The organism is Alcaligenes sp. NLF5-7 (genome assembly GCF_024266725.1).
Taxonomy (GTDB): domain Bacteria; phylum Pseudomonadota; class Gammaproteobacteria; order Burkholderiales; family Burkholderiaceae_B; genus Alcaligenes; species Alcaligenes phenolicus.
In genome coordinates this window covers 1,901,571-1,920,910 of record NZ_CP100755.1, presented here as the reverse complement: position 1 = coordinate 1,920,910, position 19,340 = coordinate 1,901,571, and the positions used below count along the sequence as shown (strand labels likewise).

16 protein-coding genes and 1 pseudogene are annotated in these 19,340 nt (G+C 57.6%); 3 read left to right on the top strand and 14 right to left on the bottom strand.

What is annotated here, in order from left to right; genetic code table 11:
• Window positions 1-161 precede the first annotated feature (161 nt).
• The 10 genes from fghA to MID00_RS08875 all read right to left on the bottom strand — a co-directional run bounded on the left by fghA (window position 162) and on the right by MID00_RS08875 (window position 11,217).
• A complete protein-coding gene (gene fghA, locus MID00_RS08920) occupies window positions 162-1,055 on the bottom strand; it encodes an S-formylglutathione hydrolase (protein ID WP_254500192.1) in 894 nt (297 codons plus the stop codon).
• 127 nt (window positions 1,056-1,182) lie between these two features.
• Window positions 1,183-2,289 carry an S-(hydroxymethyl)glutathione dehydrogenase/class III alcohol dehydrogenase gene (locus tag MID00_RS08915; protein ID WP_022983664.1) on the bottom strand — a complete coding sequence of 369 codons (1,107 nt, stop codon included), beginning with the start codon at window positions 2,287-2,289 and terminating at the stop codon, window positions 1,183-1,185.
• 152 nt (window positions 2,290-2,441) lie between these two features.
• Window positions 2,442-3,683 (bottom strand): cardiolipin synthase ClsB, encoded by a 1,242-nt coding sequence (gene clsB, locus MID00_RS08910; protein ID WP_035269720.1) that lies wholly within the window; start codon window positions 3,681-3,683, stop codon window positions 2,442-2,444.
• A 41-nt stretch (window positions 3,684-3,724) separates the two neighbouring features.
• A complete protein-coding gene (locus MID00_RS08905; protein ID WP_009457467.1) occupies window positions 3,725-4,576 on the bottom strand; it encodes an endonuclease/exonuclease/phosphatase family protein in 852 nt (283 codons plus the stop codon).
• Between the two features lie 18 nt (window positions 4,577-4,594).
• On the bottom strand, window positions 4,595-6,382 hold the full coding sequence (gene aspS / locus MID00_RS08900) for an aspartate--tRNA ligase (protein WP_009457464.1): 1,788 nt from the start codon (window positions 6,380-6,382) through the stop codon (window positions 4,595-4,597).
• A 42-nt stretch (window positions 6,383-6,424) separates the two neighbouring features.
• Window positions 6,425-7,084, bottom strand: a complete 660-nt coding sequence (locus MID00_RS08895; RefSeq protein WP_009457462.1) for a DUF502 domain-containing protein — start codon at window positions 7,082-7,084, stop codon at window positions 6,425-6,427.
• 11 nt (window positions 7,085-7,095) lie between these two features.
• A complete protein-coding gene (locus tag MID00_RS08890) occupies window positions 7,096-7,359 on the bottom strand; it encodes an FmdB family zinc ribbon protein (protein WP_009457460.1) in 264 nt (87 codons plus the stop codon).
• A 203-nt stretch (window positions 7,360-7,562) separates the two neighbouring features.
• Complete coding sequence (locus MID00_RS08885) at window positions 7,563-8,822, bottom strand: putative Na+/H+ antiporter (protein WP_009457459.1); 1,260 nt, start codon at window positions 8,820-8,822, stop codon at window positions 7,563-7,565.
• 43 nt (window positions 8,823-8,865) lie between these two features.
• Complete coding sequence (gene ubiA / locus MID00_RS08880; protein ID WP_009457445.1) at window positions 8,866-9,810, bottom strand: 4-hydroxybenzoate octaprenyltransferase; 945 nt, start codon at window positions 9,808-9,810, stop codon at window positions 8,866-8,868.
• A gap of 210 nt (window positions 9,811-10,020) precedes the next feature.
• Complete coding sequence (locus MID00_RS08875; protein WP_254500191.1) at window positions 10,021-11,217, bottom strand: PLP-dependent aminotransferase family protein; 1,197 nt, start codon at window positions 11,215-11,217, stop codon at window positions 10,021-10,023.
• 295 nt (window positions 11,218-11,512) lie between these two features.
• Between MID00_RS08875 and MID00_RS08870 the strand changes: the two genes are divergently transcribed.
• From MID00_RS08870 to MID00_RS08860, 3 genes are read left to right on the top strand one after another with little or no spacing between them, the layout of a single operon-like run.
• Entirely contained in the window at window positions 11,513-12,118 is a 606-nt protein-coding gene (locus MID00_RS08870) for a HutD family protein (RefSeq protein WP_254500190.1), read from the top strand.
• Between the two features lie 4 nt (window positions 12,119-12,122).
• Window positions 12,123-13,352, top strand: a complete 1,230-nt coding sequence (gene hutI, locus MID00_RS08865) for an imidazolonepropionase (RefSeq protein ID WP_009457440.1) — start codon at window positions 12,123-12,125, stop codon at window positions 13,350-13,352.
• Window positions 13,349-14,770 (top strand): formimidoylglutamate deiminase, encoded by a 1,422-nt coding sequence (locus MID00_RS08860; RefSeq protein ID WP_254500189.1) that lies wholly within the window; start codon window positions 13,349-13,351, stop codon window positions 14,768-14,770. Before hutI ends, MID00_RS08860 begins: the two co-directional genes overlap by 4 nt.
• An 11-nt stretch (window positions 14,771-14,781) precedes the next feature.
• On the opposite strand, the gene MID00_RS08855 is transcribed toward MID00_RS08860, so the two are convergent.
• The 4 genes and pseudogenes from MID00_RS08855 to hutU form a co-directional block, all read right to left on the bottom strand.
• Window positions 14,782-15,084, bottom strand: coding sequence for a DNA-binding transcriptional regulator (locus MID00_RS08855; protein WP_031233072.1), 303 nt, complete (start codon window positions 15,082-15,084; stop codon window positions 14,782-14,784).
• Window positions 15,071-15,451 (bottom strand): annotated as a pseudogene (locus MID00_RS08850) (type II toxin-antitoxin system RelE/ParE family toxin); the annotation flags it as partial. The gene MID00_RS08855 and the pseudogene MID00_RS08850, both read right to left, overlap by 14 nt.
• A gap of 395 nt (window positions 15,452-15,846) precedes the next feature.
• Window positions 15,847-17,382 carry a histidine ammonia-lyase gene (gene hutH, locus MID00_RS08845; RefSeq protein WP_060185493.1) on the bottom strand — a complete coding sequence of 512 codons (1,536 nt, stop codon included), beginning with the start codon at window positions 17,380-17,382 and terminating at the stop codon, window positions 15,847-15,849.
• Window positions 17,383-17,400: 18 nt separating this feature from the next.
• Window positions 17,401-19,131: a urocanate hydratase gene (hutU, locus tag MID00_RS08840; RefSeq protein ID WP_254500188.1), complete on the bottom strand. Its 1,731-nt coding sequence runs from the start codon at window positions 19,129-19,131 to the stop codon at window positions 17,401-17,403.
• Window positions 19,132-19,340 lie beyond the last annotated feature (209 nt).

Genomic DNA, 19,340 nt, shown 5'->3' with positions numbered 1-19,340 from the left:
GAATAAGAGCGTCGCAGCAAGAAAAAGTTCACTACTTGAGGGAAAACTGCGGCAAATCGGTGGGCAGGACGCCACAAACAGGCAAAAAACCGTGGCTGCCTGAGAGTAACGCTTTAACGCCCACCTGAAAATAACAAAGTGCGACCTTGTTTATCCAGCGATCACAGTCGCTCGGCGTGGAAATTCAGATGGTCCTGAATGAAGGTCGAGATGAAATAGTAGCCGTGGTCATAGCCGTCGTGACGGCGCAGGGTCAAAGGCTGTTTGGCCTGCTCGCACGCCTGCTCGAATACTTCCGGATACAGTTGTTCGGCCAGAAAGGCATCGCTCAAGCCCTGGTCCACCAAGATACCGGCAGGATACGGCGTACTGGTCTTGGCCATCAGGGCACTGGCGTCGTGTTGTTCCCAAGCCTGGCGATCCTGACCCAAATAGGCACCAAAGGCCTTTTCGCCCCAAGGGCAGCGGGTCGGCGCCGCAATGGGCGCAAAGGCCGACACGGAGCGGTACTTGCCAGGGTGGCGCAAAGCCAGCGTCAAGGCACCGTGCCCGCCCATGGAGTGACCAAAGATACCGACACGGCGGGCGTCGCCGGGCAAGATGGTCGTGACCAGATCAAACAGCTCCTGGGTCACATAGCTTTCCATGCGGTAATTCTTGCTCCAGCCGGACTCAGTGGCATCCAGATAGAAACCGGCACCGGTTCCCAGATCCCAGCCATCGTCCTCCCCGTCCACGCCAGCACCACGCGGGCTGGTATCAGGAGTGACCAGCATGATGCCGTGCTCGGCAGCGTAACGCTGGGCACCGGCCTTGATCATGAAGGTTTCTTCCGTGCAGGTCAGGCCGGCCAGAAAAAACAGCACAGGCACACGGCCTTGCCCGATAGCCTCTGCCAGGCTGGCAGCCCCTTTCTGAGCGCTGGCCTGTAGTTGCGGCGGCATGTACACAGAAAAACGCATGGGCAGGCCAATTGTCTGCGAAGCGTGTTGGTAGTAGCGCTGCCAACCATTAAAACAGCGGTGTTCGTTGAGCAGTTCCAGTGTCTGAGTCATAGCCCCCTCGTGTTCTCAATTGCAGATCCGGCCCAAAGCCCGTGGCACGCCCAAGGGCAGCATACGAGCTCTGAAACCGGGATAAAGAGTGCAGGCGACTGCCTGCGCCCTTCTCAAGCGACGTCTATCAGTACATCACCACCGAACGGATGGATTTACCGGCATTCATCAGGTCAAAGCCTTCGTTGATGCGCTCCAGCGGCAAGGTGTGGGTGATCAGATCGTCGATATTGATCTTGCCATCCATGTACCAGTCCACAATGGTCGGGACGTCGGTACGGCCACGAGCGCCACCAAAGGCAGAGCCCTTCCATTCGCGACCTGTGACCAGCTGGAACGGTCGGGTGGAGATTTCGGCACCGGCTTCGGCCACACCAATAATGATGGACTGGCCCCAGCCGCGGTGGCAGCACTCCAGTGCCTGACGCATCACCTTGGTGTTGCCGATACATTCGAAGGAGTAATCCGCGCCGCCGTCAGTCAGTTGAATAATGTGGTCGACCACGTTTTCAACCTCATTGGGGTTCACGAAATCGGTCATGCCAAACTGGCGAGCCATGGCTTCGCGCTCGGGGTTGATGTCCACTCCGATGATCTTGCCAGCGCCGACCATCTTGGCGCCCTGGATCACGTTCAGGCCAATACCGCCCAAACCGAACACCACCACGTTAGCGCCCGCTTCCACCTTGGCGGTGAACAGCACAGCGCCCAAACCGGTAGTCACGCCACAGCCGATGTAGCACACCTTGTCGAAAGGTGCGTCGTTACGAATCTTGGCCAAGGCAATTTCCGGCACCACGATGTGGTTAGCGAAAGTCGATGTGCCCATGTAGTGGTGCACTGGCTTGCCGCCAATGGAGAAACGCGAGGTGCCATCGGGCATCAGGCCCTTGCCCTGAGTCGAACGGATCGCGGTACACAGGTTGGTCTTGCGCGACAGGCAGGATTTGCACTGGCGGCACTCGGGCGTGTACAGAGGGATCACGTGATCGCCGGGACGCAGGCTAGTCACGCCAGCACCTACATCCAGCACCACGCCTGCACCTTCATGGCCCAGAATCGCTGGGAACAAACCTTCTGGATCAGCACCCGACAAGGTGTAGTAATCGGTATGGCAAATGCCCGTCGCCTTGATTTCGACCAGCACTTCGCCCGCTTTGGGACCTGCCAGATCGACCTCTTCAATCGTTAGCGGAGCGCCCGCTTTCCAGGCAACAGCTGCACGTGTTTTCATGTGGTCCACCCTCCGGGTAAAAGTAATTATGGTTACGGCAAACTCGGTCCTTCGGGACCAAACTCTTAAAGTATAGAGAGTATTTTATAAGGCGCTGCCCGGCTGGCGGCACCTTGTATGGGTAAAGACCCGTACAAATCACCTGGCAGGCATCAATACAAGGACGATTTACCCGTCAGCAGCACGCCCAGGCGCAACATGCCATAAGCCAGATAATCGCCCAGTCGACTGAACAAACCCAGCCGCTGATACTGCTCCGGGTAGACGCGCGCTGCATTATGCTCGATCTCGTACTCCAGCTTGGCCTGCAGGTCCTGGGTGAAAGGCACATCCTGAATCAGCACATTAGCCTCGCGCGCCAACAGCAGACTGAACGGGTCCAGATTGGACGAGCCCACCATGGAGTAATCGTCGATAACGGCGACTTTAGCGTGTAAATAGCTGGCCTTGTACTCGTACAGTTCGATGCCATGATCCAGCAACTTCCCGTACATGAATCTACAGGCCCGATATTGCAGGAAGTATTCGGCATGGCCTTGCAGCAACAAACGCACCCGCACGCCTCGTTCCGCCGTCTGTTCGATACGGCGACGCAAGGTACGGCCCGGAAAGAAATAGGCATTGGCCAGCACCACCTGCTCCTGCGCTTTGCCGAGCAAGTGCAGATACGCCTGCTCAATCTGCTGCCGATGGCGCACATTGTCCCGCAGCAGCAAGCAGGCCCGTACTCCTTCAAAAACCTGCCCGGCCTGCTCCGCCTTCTTGCGCGCCTGACGCCGCTTGCGCCATTCACGCCACAGGGTAAAGCGCTGGGTGAAGCTGTCCCAATCCTTGCGTCTGCGCCAGGCCATGCGCAGCCATAAAGCCTGCTGAGCACGCACCATATCGTCGACAATGGGCCCTTCGCAGCGTACAGCAAAATCAAAGCGCGGCCTGCCCTGTCCATTGATCAGGGGCACCTCATCAAAGTCGTCCAGAATATTGATGCCCCCCACAAATCCAATGCGCTCATCGACCACCAGCATTTTCCGGTGCAGTCTGCGCAAACGTCGCAAGGACAAGCGCGGTTCGCGCCACCCTTGGGGTTTGGGGCGATAAATCCGGTAGCGGGCACGCATGGCCTTCAACTGTTCGGCAATCTGCAAGGCATGCACATCACTGCCAAAGCCATCAATCACCACACGTACGCGTACACCCCGCTCACAGGCTCGTCGCAAGGCGTCCAGAACGCTGTGACCGCTGTCATCCAGGTTGAAGATATAGGTTTCCAGATGCAGACGCTTTTTCGCCTGATCGATAGCTTCGCAAATGGCCGGAAAGAACTCCTGGCCGTTTTGCAGCAAGGTGATTTGATTACCTTCGTGCCATAGTGGATCGCGCTTCAGACTCGGCATGCTTGCTAGGCCTATGCGTTAAGAAACCACTGAACGCCCCTTTACGGCAGCTCCAGCTCGGTCAGGATGGGGGCATGGTCGGACAACTGTTTCCAGGGGTCTCCCACCAGTACACGGGCATTACGCACTGCAAAACCACGCTGGTAGACGCGATCCAGACGTAGCCAGGGAAATGCCGCGGGGAAGGTACGAGGCGGTGGCGTCATGCGTGCGGCACCGTTCACGCCCAGCTGAATGCCTTGATCCGGCACGACCAGCCCGCTTTTGCGCATGGTACGCAGCCATTTGATGGGCTGACGCAGTCGGAAACGGTTATCGGCCTGACCACGAGGCGAGAACGAAAATACCTCGTACAGATTCAGCTGCTGCACAAAGATGGGTGCCAGGCGGTTATTCCAGTCGTTGAAGTCGCCTGCAATCAGCAAGGGCTCGTCCGCAGGGACAATGCGCTTGATGCGATCGAGCAAGGCCTGAACCTGACGAACTCGGCCGCTGTTGAACAATCCCAGGTGCACCACAATGCAATGCACCGGACGGCCATCGACATCAATGACGGCATGAAGCAAACCGCGCTGCTCCATACGATGGTCGGAAATGTCCTGGTTTTCGTACTGCAGAATGGGAAAGCGCGACAGCAAGGCGTTGCCGTGGTCCGTATGAGGGCGAACCACGTTGCAGCCGTAAGCCGTATTCATGCGCAAGGCAGCGGCCAGGGATTCGTGCTGGGCGTCCAGACTGCCTTGCAGCTGGTTACGCCCCTGCACTTCCTGCAAGAACAACAAGTCGGGAGACAGGCCGTAAAGTCCCAGGCGCAGATCCGCCAAAGACTCCCGTTTGCCCGAAGCCGAGCGGCCTTTGTGAATGTTGTAGCTAACTACCCGAATCACTGACACGCCGTCCCCCGTTCTGACTTACTTGTTTTCAACAGCCCGCAGACGAATATGCAACTCGCGCAGCTGCTGCTCGTCCACAGCCGATGGGGCCTGGGTGAGCAGACACTGAGCACGCTGTGTCTTGGGGAAAGCAATCACGTCACGGATCGAATCGGCACCGGCCATCAGGGTGACCAGACGATCCAGACCCATAGCCAGACCACCGTGTGGAGGTGCGCCGTATTGCAGCGCATCCAGCAGGAAGCCGAACTTCAGTTGTGCTTCTTCAGGGCCGATCTTCAAGGCATTGAACACTTTGCTTTGAACGTCAGCACGGTGGATACGGACCGAGCCGCCACCCACTTCCCAACCGTTCAGCACCATGTCGTAAGCCTTGGCAAAGGCCTTGCCGGGATCTGTTTCCAGCAGGTCTTCGTGGCCGTCTTTGGGGCTGGTGAAGGGGTGGTGAGCTGCAAAGTAGCGGTTTTCGCCCTCGTCGTATTCGAACATGGGGAAGTCCACCACCCACAGGGGTTTCCAACCTTCTTCAACCAGACCGTTCGCCTTACCGAATTCGCTGTGACCGATCTTGATACGCAGGGCACCAATCGCATCGTTCACGATCTTGGCCTTGTCAGCGCCAAAGAAGATCAGGTCGCCGTTCTGGGCGCCTGTGCGCTCCATCACCTGTTTCAGAACCTCAACATTAATGTTCTTGACGATAGGCGACTGCAGACCTTCAGGGATCGAGGTCACATCGTTGACCTTGATGTAAGCCAGACCCTTGGCACCGTAGATACCGACGAACTTGGTGTATGCGTCGATTTCGCTACGTGGCATGGCGCCACCGCCAGGAATGCGCAGGGCAACCACGCGGCAGGAGGGGTCGTTGGCCGGTGCGGAGAAGACCTTGAAGTCCACTTCACGCATCAGGTCAGCCACGTCCACGAACTCCAGCTTGACGCGCAGGTCAGGCTTGTCCGAACCGTAGCGCTGCATGGCCTCAGTCCAGCTCATGGTGGGGAACTTGGGCAGTTCCACGTTTTGCACAGTGCGGAAAATGTGCGTGACCATGCCTTCAAAAATATCGCGAATCTGCTCTTCGTTCAGGAAAGAGGTTTCGCAGTCGATCTGGGTAAATTCAGGCTGGCGGTCAGCACGCAAGTCTTCGTCGCGGAAGCACTTGGTGATCTGGTAGTAACGGTCAAAGCCCGACACCATCAGCATCTGCTTGAACAGCTGGGGCGACTGGGGCAATGCAAAGAATTCGCCTGCGTTCACACGCGAGGGAACCAGGTAGTCGCGAGCGCCTTCAGGGGTGCTCTTGGTCAACATGGGGGTTTCAATATCAATGAAACCCAGGTCGTCCAGGTAGCGACGGGATTGCATGGCCACTTTGTAGCGCAGCATCAGGTTGTTCTGCATCTGCGGACGGCGCAAATCCAGCACACGGTGCGTCAGACGCGTGGTTTCGGACAGATTGTCATCATCCAGCTGGAAAGCAGGCGTGACCGAAGCGTTCAGGATTTCGATTTCGTCGCAAACGATTTCAATCTCGCCCGAACGCAGATCAGGATTGACCGTGCCTTCAGGACGAGCCTGAACGCGGCCGGTAATGCGCAGGCAGTACTCATTACGGATACGTTCGGCCACTTCAAAGGCCTGAACGTTGTCAGGGTTGACGACAACCTGCGCCAGACCCTCACGGTCGCGCAGATCAATGAAAATCACACCCCCGTGGTCGCGGCGACGATGTACCCAGCCAAACAAATTGACCGTCTGGCCCAGGTATTCTTTGGAAACCTCGCCGGTATAACACGTACGCATCTAGGATGACTCCGAAATAGTAAAAACTGCAAATTGGAAAATTCAGGTTCCAGCCAAGGGGGGTGTCCCTTTGGGACCCTCCGGCTGGTCAGAAACAGGGGGCAAAGCGATCGGCTCGGTAGGGCTGACCACTCCCATGGATACGATGTATTTAAGCGCCGCATCCACTGTCATGTCGAGCTTGTGTACATCCGCCCGAGGCATCATCAGGAAAAAACCGGAAGTCGGGTTGGGCGTGGTGGGCACGTAGACGCTGACAAAGTCCTCTCCCAGAATCTGCGCCACTTGTCCGCCCGGCGTGCCGGTCAAAAAGGCAATGGTCCAGGAACCGGCCCTGGGATACTGCACCAGAACGGCCTCGCGAAACGCCTGACCATCGGGTGCCAACACCGTATCACTGACTTGTTTGACGGAATTATAAATGGAACGCACCAAAGGAATACGCCCAAGTAGCAATTCCCAACGATCCACAACGGCACGGCCCAGGTAATTGGCCGCCAGCAAACCCGTACCAAACAAGACAGCCAGCACCAGCACAATTCTAAAGCCGGGAATCCGCAGGCCGAACAGGGCCTGCGAAGACAGAAACTCCGGCACTACGCTCTCCAGCGTTTCGATCAGCAAGGTCAGCACCCAGACGGTGATGACCAAGGGCACCCAGATGAGCAGGCCAGTGACGAAATAACGCTTGAAGGGGCGCATAAGAAATGGTGTTAGCTGGACGATGAGGAAGAAGGTGTCGTCGCAGGCGCGGGTGTGGACGTAGCGCCACTGTCCGCGGGCTTGCTGCCACCCTGGTTACGAAAATCCGTTACATACCAGCCCGTACCCTTGAGCTGGAATCCGGCCGCCGTTACCTGTTTGGTAAAGGTAGGCTGGTTACATTCTGGACAAACCTCCAAAACGGGGTCCGACATTTTTTGCAGCACATCTTTTTCGTATTGGCACGAGCTGCATTTATACGCATAGATAGGCACGACTCACCCTAACAAAAAGCCGAAACAAACTTCGAGATACAAATAAGTAGGGTCGAAACCAGCAAATTCAAGCCGGAGACCCGCTCAATCAGCAACCGCAAAGGGTTCCCAGGGGCGCTTCTGCCGTGATTTTAGCCCTTTTGGCGTTCAATCGCACTGAACTTCGCCCCGGCCAGACAGGCCGCCCCTGGCGGCCATCCGGTTCAGATCAAAAACAGGCAGGCTGCGACCAGGGTTGGCACCATGGCACTGAGCAGCAAACGCAGAGGCGAGATCGCACCATCCGGGAAGCTGCCTTTCAGAATGGAGAAACCGGCGGGGTTGGGCGCGTTGGCAATCACGGTCAGACCACCGCCCGTAACCGCACCGGCCACCAGCATATAGCGCCAGATATCCGAGGTGCCTTCCACCAGAGAGCCCAGATAGGTCAGTGCCGCGTTATCCGTTACTGCCGTCAAGGCCGTCGCCCCCCAGAACAGCACGGTGGGCGACAAGCCGCCCAGCAGATCCTGCAGCCACCACTTCTGCAGACCGCCCAGGACCACCAGACCGGCCAGGAAGAAACCGACCATCAGGCCTTCACGCACCAGCAAGGGGTTCTGGTAATGCTTGTAGGAGTGGGCATAGCCAATAAACAGCATCAGCAGAGCCATGAACACAATGGGGTGATGCGCGCCCAGCACAATCGCCACCAGGAAAGCCACGTGAATGGCCATGACGGTAATGGGCACCGGGCGCTGCGCTTGTTTTGTTTCAGGCATACCCTGCCCCATTTCCATCAAGGCTTTACGGCAAACCAGGGTGACCAGGGTGGCATTGATCAGGACGGCCATCACAGCACGCCAACCAAAATGCGTCGCCATAAAGGCGGTGTCCCAGCCAAAGGTACTGGCCACCATCAAGACCGGAGGGGCTGCATAGGCAGTCAGCACGCCACCAATAGAGACGTTCACAAACAGCACGCCCACGGTCAAATACTTGAAACCGGCATGGCCTTGATGACGGAAATAGGCTTTGTGCAACAGCAGCGCCGCCAACGTCATGGCAGCGGGCTCGGTAATCAGGGAACCGGCCAGAGGCACTACCGACATAGTGATGAAGTAGGTGGAGATCTTGTCAGACACGGGCACAGCACGCGCCAGCACCGCCACCGTCTTGTTCACCAGTTCCAGAATCGGGCGGCTGGCGGCAACCACCATGATCGCGAACACGAACATGGGTTCGGTGAAGTTGCGGGTTTCCAGATACTCGATAGCGGACTGCAAATCCACAAAAACGGCCATATAGGCCACCAGCACACAGGCCCAGACGCCAAACACGGCCTCGACCTCGGACAACATGTGCCACAGCCCTGAGTGGCTGCCGCCTTTATTGGCCAGGCGGGCAAATACCGGAACCGAGAAGGTGTGGACGATGGCAATGGCAAATAGCGCCGTTGCGACATACTCAAGAGGAGAGGCCATTCTTCAAACCTTTAAAGCTTTACGTAAATTGCTTGAACACGGATCAAGCCAGGCTGATCGTGCCAGCCAAAGCGGCCACCACCAGCAACACACCAACCCAGATGTTGGCACGGAAAAGGCGCAGGCCTCGTTCGGGATAGCGCACGTCAAACTGCCGCATCTGCCACAGCAGATGAATGCCGATGACGGCCATCACCATGTAATACAAAATCCGCTCGTTCAGCAGAAAACCGCCCACCAGCCAGCAGGCCATGGCGGCGATGTAAAAACCGCTGATCCAGGTTTTGCCTGCCTCGCGGAAACGCAGAGCCGTGGAGTGCAGGCCCAGCTTGGTATCGTCAGCCATGTCGATATAGGCATAGATGGAGTCGTAGCCCACCTGCCACAAAATCGCGCCCACCCACATCAGGATGGCGCCAAAAGGCACCATGTTCTGCGTATCGGACCAGGCCATCAACATGCCCCAGTTAAAGCAGATACCCAGAACCACTTGCGGCCAGTAGGTAAAGCGCTTGCACAGGGGGTAAATCATCACGATCGGGAACAGGGCCAGTGCCAGCCAACGGCTGTACTCATTGATAGCCAGCAGCAGCAAGGCACACACGGCCATCTGCGCCAGCACGAAGATCACCGCCTGACGCATGGTGATCTGGCCGCTGGTCAAGGGCCGGAAACGGGTACGTTCAACCTGATGGTCGAAGTTACGGTCCGCCATATCGTTAAAGCAACAGCCAATACCGCGCATCAACAAGGCGCCCAGAGAAAAGATCACCAAACGCCACAGGGTAGGAATACCGTCCGCTGCCTGCACCAGAGCGGCCAGAGCGGGCAAGAGGGTCAGCCAGGTGCCCACAGGCCGATCCAGCCTACACAAACGGGCATACGGCCCCCAGGATGCTGGCAAATAGCGAGCCACCCAGTCATTGTTGGGGCGCATATCGGACAGATCAGGACGCGGGGAAGATTCCGAAGCGGATGGAGATGTCATAGAGGTAAAACCTAAATCCAGGCCTCAAGCCATAGACTGAAAACAGGCATACCCTCTGGCAGAGGGTATGCGGTGGATTCCAGGAATCTGTTCATGCTCTGGGAGCAAGCAAAACGCAATGGCCGGCGCTGAAAACCACAGCGCTGGCCGGGCCAGCGCATGAAAAGACGCAGACCCATCAGTCTGCGTCCCTTGCCTGCCAAACGGCGATCAGGCTTCCTTGATGAGTTTACCCAAGATGGCGATGCCTTCGCGAATTTTTTCCTCGGGCACGGTGGCAAAGCTCAGGCGCAGGGTGTTGCGTTTGACGTCCTTGCCGGCGTAGAAAGGTTCGCCCGGAACAAAGGCCACCAGGTTCTCAATGGCCTTTTGCAGCAGGGCCGTCGCATCCACGTGCTCGGGCAAGGTCACCCAAATGAACATGCCGCCTTCGGGACGGGTCCATTGGGCCGTCGTCGGGAAGTTCTTGTCCATGGCGTCCAGCATGATGGCACACTGCTTCTGGTAAATATCGCGCACTTTGGGCAGGTGCTTTTCCAGGAAACCGTTATGTACGGCTTCGTAAACAGCCATTTGCGTCAGTGTGGAGGTGTGCAAGTCCGTGGCCTGCTTGATCTGCACCAGTTTGTCGATGATCTTGGCGGGAGCCACGATGTAGCCCAGACGCAAACCAGGAGCCAGCACTTTGGAGAAGGTACCCAGGCGTATCACGGTAGCACCGGCTTTGCGGCCCAAGGACAGCAGGCTGGGCAGACGCTCGCCGGCGTAACGCAGTTCACCGTAGGGATCGTCCTCGACGATCGGGATATGCGCAGCCGCACATCGCTCCACCAGGTCCTGACGACGCTCCAGAGGCAGGCGCAGGCCGGTGGGGTTCTGGAAGTTGGGCAATGCGTACAGCAGACGGGCACCCATGGCTTCAGGAGCCGACACGTACTCGGGGATCATGCCCTGGCCATCGGTAGGAATAGCCACAAAAGAAGGGTTGTACACAGACAGAGCCTGCAAAGCGCCCAGATAAGTAGGCGACTCCACCAATACCTTGCTGCCTTCATCAATGAACAGCTTGCCCAGCATGTCCAGGGCTTGCTGCGAACCGTTCACCAGCAGGATTTCGTCGGCGTCCACAGGAGCGCCTTCAGCGCTCATTTGCTCTGCCAGCCATTTGCGCAGGGGCAGATAGCCTTCCGTCGTGGTGTATTGCAGTGCCACACGGCCCTGCTCGCTCAGTACCTTGTTGAACGCGCTTTGCATTTCCTCGACAGGAAAGCCGACTGGAGTGGGCAGACCGCCCGCAAAGGAAATAATCTCGGGACGCGCAGTGACCTTGAGAATTTCACGAATTGCGGAGCCACTCAGTTTCTGGGCACGTTGGGAAAAGGTAAAAGACTGCGAGAGGGTATCCATGATTCGGGGAAGTCCTGAAGAAGAACGATTAAATACTTCATATGCAAACTTTCCAGCTTGCAATAAATAACGCAGGATGCCGAAAAAACCAGGCATCCTGCACCTTTGAATGAATTATGACTCGGGTTTATTAGCGTATACCTTGCCACCAAGCGGCTTGCAGCGCAAGTAGCTCAAGGGTTTGTGCTCGGGATTTACCCTGAAAAAACAGCCTGCCCTTCAAGACGATCGTCGCGCTTTGTCTATACTCAGCTATTGTATATACAATTAAAAAACCGCCCGGAGCCATGCCACCATGAGCCAGCCCCACCCTGCCACTTTGCTTCGCCTGCTAAACATCAGCAGCCTGCCCGCGCAGCCCTGGAAAAACGGTGGCGGCACCACGCGCGAGGTGCTGTGCCATCCCGAACATGCCGGCTATGAGCACTTTGACTGGCGCATCAGCCTGGCCCAGGTCCAGACCTCCGGCGATTTTTCCCGCTTCCCCGGCATAGACCGACACATCATGTTGATCGAGGGCGACAACATGCAGTTGATTCACGAGCAAGATATCCATGTGCTGCATCCATTCCAGCCCTACGCCTTCGCTGGCGAGGACAAGATGGCCTGTTTGTTACCACTCGGTCCGACACAGGACTTGAACCTGATGCTGCGCCGGGGCCGAGCCCAAGGCAGCTTGCACGCATGGCAAGGACGAAACGACTCCATGAAATTGGCCGCTGGTACGCATTTTCTATACGCACCGCAAGGCGGCTATCAACTCCAGGCCGACACACACAGCTGGACCCTGGGCGCCGGGCAAGCCCTGACAGGCAGCACACCCGCCCCCTTGTCCCTGCAACTGCAGGCCGACCCTGCTGATGCCCCGCTGGTCTACGCCTATATAGCTCCCACGGAATGAAATGATGAGCTACACACTTTGGACCGATTTACGCCTGGCCCCCACCGCCGACCCCGAGTACGTCATCGAAGATGCCTGCCTGGTTGTACAGGCGGACCGTATCGCCTGGATGGGCCCACGTCATGACCTGCCTGCGCAGTGGCAAGACGCCACTCAAGAACACAAGCTGGGAAACCGCTGGGTCACCCCCGGGCTGATCGACTGCCACACCCATCTGGTCTACGGCGACAACCGCGCCCAGGAATTTGCCTTGCGGCTGGCAGGGGCCTCCTATGAAGAAATCGCCCGTCAGGGTGGCGGCATTGTGTCCTCCGTCAAAGCGACGCGCTCCCTGAGCGAGGACCAACTGCTGGCCCAAGCCCTGCGCCGACTGGATGCCTTGCTGGACGAAGGCGTCACCGCGATTGAAATCAAATCCGGCTACGGTCTGAATCTGGAGAGCGAGCGCAAAATGCTGCGTATCGCCCGCCGTCTGGGCGAGCTGCGCCCGGTCACGGTGCGCACCACCTTTTTAGGTGCCCATGCCCTGCCCCCTGAATTTGCCGGGCAAACCGATGCCTATCTGGATTTGGTCTGCGATCAAATGCTGCCCACTCTGGCACAAGAAGGACTGATCGACGCGGTTGACGTCTTTTGCGAGCGTATTGCCTTCGACCTGAAGCAGTCCGAACGTGTTTTGAAAGCGGCCCAAGCACTGGGCCTGCCCGTCAAGATGCACGCCGAGCAGCTCTCCAATCTGGGCGGCACGGAAATGGCGACCCGCTACCAGGCCCTGTCCACCGACCATCTGGAATACCTGGATGAAGCAGGCGTCATCGCCATGAAAAAAGCAGGAACCGTGGCCGTGCTGCTGCCCGGAGCCTACTACTTTCTGCGCGAAACCCAGTTACCCCCGATTGAACTGCTGCGCAAACACGGCGTGCCGATGGCCCTATCCACTGACAGCAACCCCGGCACGTCCCCCTGTGCATCCCTATTACTGATGCTGAACATGGGCAGCACGCTTTTCAGGCTGACTGTCCCCGAAGCCCTGGCAGGAGTCACCCGCCATGCTGCTCAGGCCTTGGGTGCCCCTGACATCAGTGGTGAACTCAGCATCGGATCCCGCGCCGACTTTGTCGCCTGGGACATAGACTCCCTGCCCGAACTGGCCTACTGGCTGGGCCTGCCACGCTGCGCCCTGGTCGTATACCAAGGCACAATCAGCCGTGACCTGCGTAAGGAATCGCCATGAGCATCCCCCGAAAACATGAAGCGCTCTGGGCCCCTTGGGCCTATCTGGACGGCCAGTGGCAAGCGAATGTACTGCTGCGCTGGGACCAGGACGGCACACTGACAGACGTTCTGCCCGAAGCCAGTCAGCAGGCTATAGACGCGGCGGGCTTCGTCCACACAGCGCAAGGTGCCGTACTGCCGGGCATGCCCAATCTGCATTCACATGCTTTTCAAAGTGCCATGGCCGGGCTGACTGAATTCCGGGGGCAAGGCCAGGACAGCTTCTGGAGCTGGCGCGACCTGATGTACCGCTTCGCTGCCCGTCTGGAGCCCGAGCACATGCAGGCCATTGCCCAATGGCTCTATATTCAGATGCTGAAAGCGGGCTACACCAGCGTGTGCGAGTTCCATTACCTGCATCACCAGCGCGACGGCCAGAATTACGCACCCATAGGCCTGCTGGCCCAAGGCGTCATGGAGGCGGCCAGCGCCAGCGGTCTGGCCATTACCATGCTGCCCGTGCTGTACCAGTACAGCGATTTCGGCAGCAAGGCGCCGCGTCAGGATCAACAGCGCTTTTTGAATAGCCCTACGCAGTTGCTGTACCTGCTGGAGTCTCTGCACAACAGCCACCCCTTGAGTGCTGACCGGCGTTACGGAGTTGCACCCCACTCCCTGCGCGCTGCCAACGTTGGTTCTATCAGTACCTTAATCGACGGCCTGCACAGCCTGCCCTCACGCCACCCGATTCACATTCACATTGCCGAGCAGACAGCCGAAGTGCTGGCCTGCCGGGACATCAAAGGCAGCAGTCCGGTGGCCTATCTCTATGACAACTTCAATGTGGACGAACGCTGGTGCCTGGTCCACGCCACTCATATTGACGAGCAGGAGCGCAAGCAAATTGCCCGCAGCGGTGCCGTAGCAGGTTTGTGTCCAAGCACCGAGGCGAATCTGGGTGATGGCCTGTTCCCTGCCGCCGCCTTTCTGGCGGAGCAAGGACGAATGGGCATAGGTTCAGACAGCCACATCTGCGTAGACTGGCGCGCCGAACTGCGCTTGCTGGAATATGGTCAACGATTGATCAGCCAGCAACGCAATGTGCTGACTTCGTCCCAACAACCTTTCGTCGCGGACTACTTGTTTGGCACCTGCGCACGTGGTGGCGCACAGGCGTCCGGGCGAGCCAGCGGGCAATTAAGCCCCGGTCATCAGGCAGATTTAATGGTGATTGACCTGGAGCACCCCAGTCTGGCGGGGCTGGATAAGCAGCATTGGCTGTCGGCTCTGGTCTTTTCCGAACGCGCCCACGCCAACCCGATTCGTGATGTATTCGTCAGTGGTAAGGCCTGTGTGACAGAGGGCCATCATCCTCAGGAAGAGGCGGCATTTGCGGCTTATAAAAAAACATTGAGCAGTCTACTGAACAAGGCTTAGGTACAAAAAAATCAAATGATGGCCTGTAAGCCCTTGTCAGCAATGATATTCAGCAGCTTGAGTGCCGGGCCAGTGGGATGGGTTTCACCTTGCTCCCACTTGCGTATGGTCGACGCCGTAGTATGCAAATAAAGCGCAAATATCGGCTGGCTGAACTTCAAGCCTTCTCGCAGCCGCTTGATGTCGGCCGCATCGAACTCCCGAACTGGCGGTGGACAAATTGCGTCAAACTCGCGCATCGTCACCTTGCCGATCGCTCCTGCCTCCTGGAGCGCCTCCAGGTCGCCGCGTAGCGATTCGATGATCTTGCTCACAATGCACCTCCAATAACACGTCAGCCTGCAATGCATTCAACAAGGCTTCAGGCGACAAGCCCAGGAACACCTTCCCTACAAATTGCAGCGCTTTCTTCTCATCCGGCGTGATGTTCCCCTTGTCGCTCTTGGAGAACCCATGCAGGAACACATAACGGCTACCTATTCTGGCCGAAAGCAAGCTGCGATAGCCGCCGCTTTTGCCACCACCAGGGCGAGCTACCCGCTTCTTGTATAAGGCGCCACCCAAGTCCACATCGATCAGACCGCTTTCCATCTCCTGAACTGCCTTGCACAAGGCAATATCAGGCAGCTTCTCGGCCGCCTGCCATCGCGCAAAGTCTTTGCGCTTGAGAACGCGCGTCATATCGACCTCCAAACTATACCCGTATCGGGCACACTTATCAATCTCTCGTCGTGGAGCAGCCAATTCGCCATCCGCTCGCCCATCCCACGCGGGCTTATCCTCCTTGTGAACATAGCGCATGCACATCGCCACAGCCATGTGACTTGTGAGCTTTATATCCATCTTGATTGGCACGCCTCAGTTGGCAATACAGGCCGTCGCTCGATAACAGATACCGTGCCTGCCTACGTAGGGGACGCAGCAGCCGTCGTGTTCACCGTGGACTTATGTCAGCAGGGCGTAGTCCAGAGAAATGCAATGCTGGGTCGCCGTGAAGCAAAAAAATCCCTGGCGTGGGGACCCATGCCAGGGACAAGTTCGTGGAGACAAAAACAATCAGCAGTACTTCATGAAAACTAGAAAAGATCAGCCGCCGTCGCCGCCAGGCTCTCATCCAGCACCAAGGCTTTCAGGGCCTCGATATCGGGAGCCAAGTAACGGTCCTGATCGTAAAAAGGCACGGCCTGACGAATCGCATCCTGCACCTTCTTCAAGCGCTCGGAAGTCAGCAAAGGCGCATGAAAATCAATGCCTTGTGCCGCGCACAGCAATTCAATTGCCACAATCGCGGCCGTGTTCTGTGCCATGTCTTCCAGACGGCGCGCTGCAAAGGTTGCCATGCTGACGTGGTCTTCCTGATTAGCCGAAGTAGGCAGACTATCCACACTGGCAGGATGTGCCAGCGACTTGTTTTCCGAAGCCAGGGCCGCTGCGGTCACATGGGCAATCATGAAGCCCGAATTCAAACCCGCAGAAGGCACCAGGAACGGTGGCAAACCAGAGATGCTGGCATCAATCAACAAAGCGACTCGACGCTCTGCCAAGGCACCAATTTCAGCAATAGCCAGAGCCAAGCCATCGGCAGCAAACGCCACCGGCTCGGCGTGGAAATTACCTCCGGAAATCACCTGATCCGGCTCGCCATTCTTGCCGGGAAACACCAGCGGGTTATCCGTGACAGCATTGGCTTCCGTCAACAGGCTGCGTTCGTTCTGTGTGATCAGATCCTGAATCGCACCCATGACCTGGGGCTGACAGCGCAAGCTGTAGGGGTCCTGCACCTTGTTGTCATTGTCGCGATGCGACTGACGAATCTGGCTGCCAGCCAGCAGCTCCCGGTACAGGCGAGCCGCATAAATTTGCCCCGGCTGTCCACGGACCTCATGGATGCGCGCATCAAAAGGCGCATCACTGCCTTTGGCGGCGTCCACGCTCAAGGCACCGGCCAGAATCGCATTGCGGAACAAGGTCTGGGTGCGGAACAGGCCGTTCAGGGCCAGGGCCGTAGATACTTGCGTACCATTGATCAGCGCCAGCCCTTCCTTGGCAGCCAGCACAATGGGAGTGATACCCGCCTTGGCCAAAGCCTGCTGGGCTGGCATCCATTCGCCCTGCCACTTGGCCTGCCCTTCCCCGATCAGCGTCAAGGTCATGTGCGACAAGGGCGCCAGATCACCCGATGCCCCCACCGAACCCTTGGACGGGATGAAAGGCACCACGCCCGCATTCAGAATATCCAGCAAGGTCGTAACCACATGCGAACGTATGCCCGAAAAGCCGCGCGCCAAGCTGGCAATTTTCATGGCCATGATCAAGCGGGCCACTGCATCGGACACCGGCTCGCCCACCCCCACGGAGTGCGACAGAATCAGGTTCTTTTGCAGTTGCTCCAGATCATGGTCGGGAATGCGTTGCTGGGCCAGCTTGCCAAAGCCGGTATTGATGCCATAAGCCGGATTACCCTCCCGGATGATCTTGGCCACAATGGCCGAGGACGCATCCATAGCCCCGATCGCCTCTGGTGGCAGAGTCAGAACAGTCGGTTCCTGCCAGATTTGGCGCAGTTGTGCCAAAGTCAGTGCGCCGGGAGAAAGCTCGATACTCTTGCTCATTTATCTGTCCTGTTTTTCTTACTTGATCATGGGCAATTTCAGCCCGAAATTCTTGGCCGTTTGAATCGCCAGCTCGTAGCCGGCATCCGCATGACGCATCACACCACTGGCGCAATCGTTAATCAAGACCCGCTCCAGACGGGCCGCAGCCTGCTCGCTACCGTCGGCCACAATCACCATGCCAGCATGCTGGCTGTAGCCCATGCCCACCCCGCCCCCGTGGTGCAGCGAAACCCAGCTGGCCCCGCCGGCGGTATTCAACAAGGCATTCAACAAAGGCCAGTCCGACACGGCATCCGTGCCATCACGCATGCTTTCAGTTTCGCGGTTGGGGCTGGCCACCGAGCCTGTATCCAAGTGGTCGCGGCCAATCACAATGGGCGCTTTCAGCTCGCCCTTACGCACCATTTCGTTAAAGGCCAGACCAGCGCGGTGACGCTCGCCCAGACCCAACCAGCAAATGCGTGCCGGCAAGCCCTGGAAAGCAATGCGTTCCTGCGCCATATCCAGCCAGCGATGCACGTGCTGATTGTCGGGGAACAGCTCTTTGATTTTTTGATCGGTTTTGTAGATGTCCTCCGGGTCGCCTGACAAGGCCACCCAACGGAACGGGCCTTTGCCCTCGCAAAACAAGGGGCGAATGTAGGCAGGCACAAAGCCAGGGAAATCGAAGGCATTGGCCACGCCTTCATCAAACGCAACTTGGCGAATGTTATTGCCGTAGTCCACAACCGGAATACCCATTTTCTGGAAATCCAGCATGGCTTGTACATGAACTGTGCAAGACTTGGCAGCCGCTTGTTGAATGCGGACGTGTTGGGCCGGATCTTTCTGCGCCGCCTGCCACTGTTCCACCGTCCAGCCTGACGGCAAATAGCCATTGAGCAGATCGTGGGCAGAGGTCTGGTCCGTCACCAGATCAGGTTTCAAACCACCCGCTTGGGCACGTCGCACCAGTTCGGGCAGTACATCGGCAGCATTACCCAGCAAGCCAATCGACACCGCTTCCTTGGCGACCGTGTGTTGGGCAATCAACTCCAGCGCATGATCCAGATCCCGCGCCTGTTTATCCAGATAACGGGTCTGCAAACGGAAGTCGATACTGCTTTGCTTGCATTCAATCGTCAGCGATACAGCCCCGGCAAAGGTCGCCGCCAAAGGCTGTGCGCCGCCCATGCCGCCCAGACCAGCAGTCAGAATCCAGCGCCCGGCCAGCGAACCACCAAAATGCTGACGACCTGCTTCAGCAAAAGTCTCGTACGTGCCTTGCACAATGCCCTGGCTACCAATGTAGATCCAGCTACCCGCCGTCATCTGCCCATACATGAACAAACCGGCCTGATCCAGCTCGTGAAACTTCTCCCAGGTAGCCCATTTGGGCACCAGATTCGAGTTGGCCAGCAGCACACGCGGCGCATCGCTATGAGTACGGAATACACCCACCGGCTTGCCGGACTGAATCAGCAAGGTCTGGTCATCCTCCAACTGGCGCAAGCTGGCCAGAATCTGGTCATAGCACTCCCAGTTCCGGGCTGCACGCCCGATGCCGCCGTACACCACCAGATGCTGGGGGTTCTCGGCCACAGCCGGGTCCAGATTGTTCTGAATCATGCGGTACGCGGCTTCCGCCACCCAGTTCTTGCAACTGAGCTGGGTACCCGTAGGGGCATGAATCTGCCGCTCAGGATCGAAACGGGGATCGTGGCTGGCCGCCAAAGTGTGATGATCAGGCATGGTGATGTCCTCCATCTGAGGTGTCTCTGGATACGCGCTGGTTCTATCTGGCAGGCTGTTTCCACACCCGAAGGGCAGGTCCTGGCGCCGACAAAACAACGGTTTTCTTGTAAGCTCATGCCAATGTATAGTCATTTTTCCAAGTTGTCTATACATATAAAGAGAGCCTTGCATAAGCCCGTGAAGGCGAACATGGGAAGGCATCACTCGCGGCCTGGTGCACG

What these genes read in the sequence shown, in the direction of transcription:
- fghA (WP_254500192.1), bottom strand. Translation starts at nt 1,055, where the DNA reads ATGACTCAGACACTGGAACTGCTCAACGAACACCGCTGTTTTAATGGT.
- MID00_RS08915 (WP_022983664.1), bottom strand. Translation starts at nt 2,289, where the DNA reads ATGAAAACACGTGCAGCTGTTGCCTGGAAAGCGGGCGCTCCGCTAACG.
- clsB (WP_035269720.1), bottom strand. Translation starts at nt 3,683, where the DNA reads ATGCCGAGTCTGAAGCGCGATCCACTATGGCACGAAGGTAATCAAATC.
- aspS (WP_009457464.1), bottom strand. Translation starts at nt 6,382, where the DNA reads ATGCGTACGTGTTATACCGGCGAGGTTTCCAAAGAATACCTGGGCCAG.
- MID00_RS08895 (WP_009457462.1), bottom strand. Translation starts at nt 7,084, where the DNA reads ATGCGCCCCTTCAAGCGTTATTTCGTCACTGGCCTGCTCATCTGGGTG.
- MID00_RS08885 (WP_009457459.1), bottom strand. Translation starts at nt 8,822, where the DNA reads ATGGCCTCTCCTCTTGAGTATGTCGCAACGGCGCTATTTGCCATTGCC.
- ubiA (WP_009457445.1), bottom strand. Translation starts at nt 9,810, where the DNA reads ATGACATCTCCATCCGCTTCGGAATCTTCCCCGCGTCCTGATCTGTCC.
- MID00_RS08875 (WP_254500191.1), bottom strand. Translation starts at nt 11,217, where the DNA reads ATGGATACCCTCTCGCAGTCTTTTACCTTTTCCCAACGTGCCCAGAAA.
- MID00_RS08870 (WP_254500190.1), top strand. Translation starts at nt 11,513, where the DNA reads ATGAGCCAGCCCCACCCTGCCACTTTGCTTCGCCTGCTAAACATCAGC.
- hutI (WP_009457440.1), top strand. Translation starts at nt 12,123, where the DNA reads ATGAGCTACACACTTTGGACCGATTTACGCCTGGCCCCCACCGCCGAC.
- MID00_RS08860 (WP_254500189.1), top strand. Translation starts at nt 13,349, where the DNA reads ATGAGCATCCCCCGAAAACATGAAGCGCTCTGGGCCCCTTGGGCCTAT.
- hutH (WP_060185493.1), bottom strand. Translation starts at nt 17,382, where the DNA reads ATGAGCAAGAGTATCGAGCTTTCTCCCGGCGCACTGACTTTGGCACAA.
- hutU (WP_254500188.1), bottom strand. Translation starts at nt 19,131, where the DNA reads ATGGAGGACATCACCATGCCTGATCATCACACTTTGGCGGCCAGCCAC.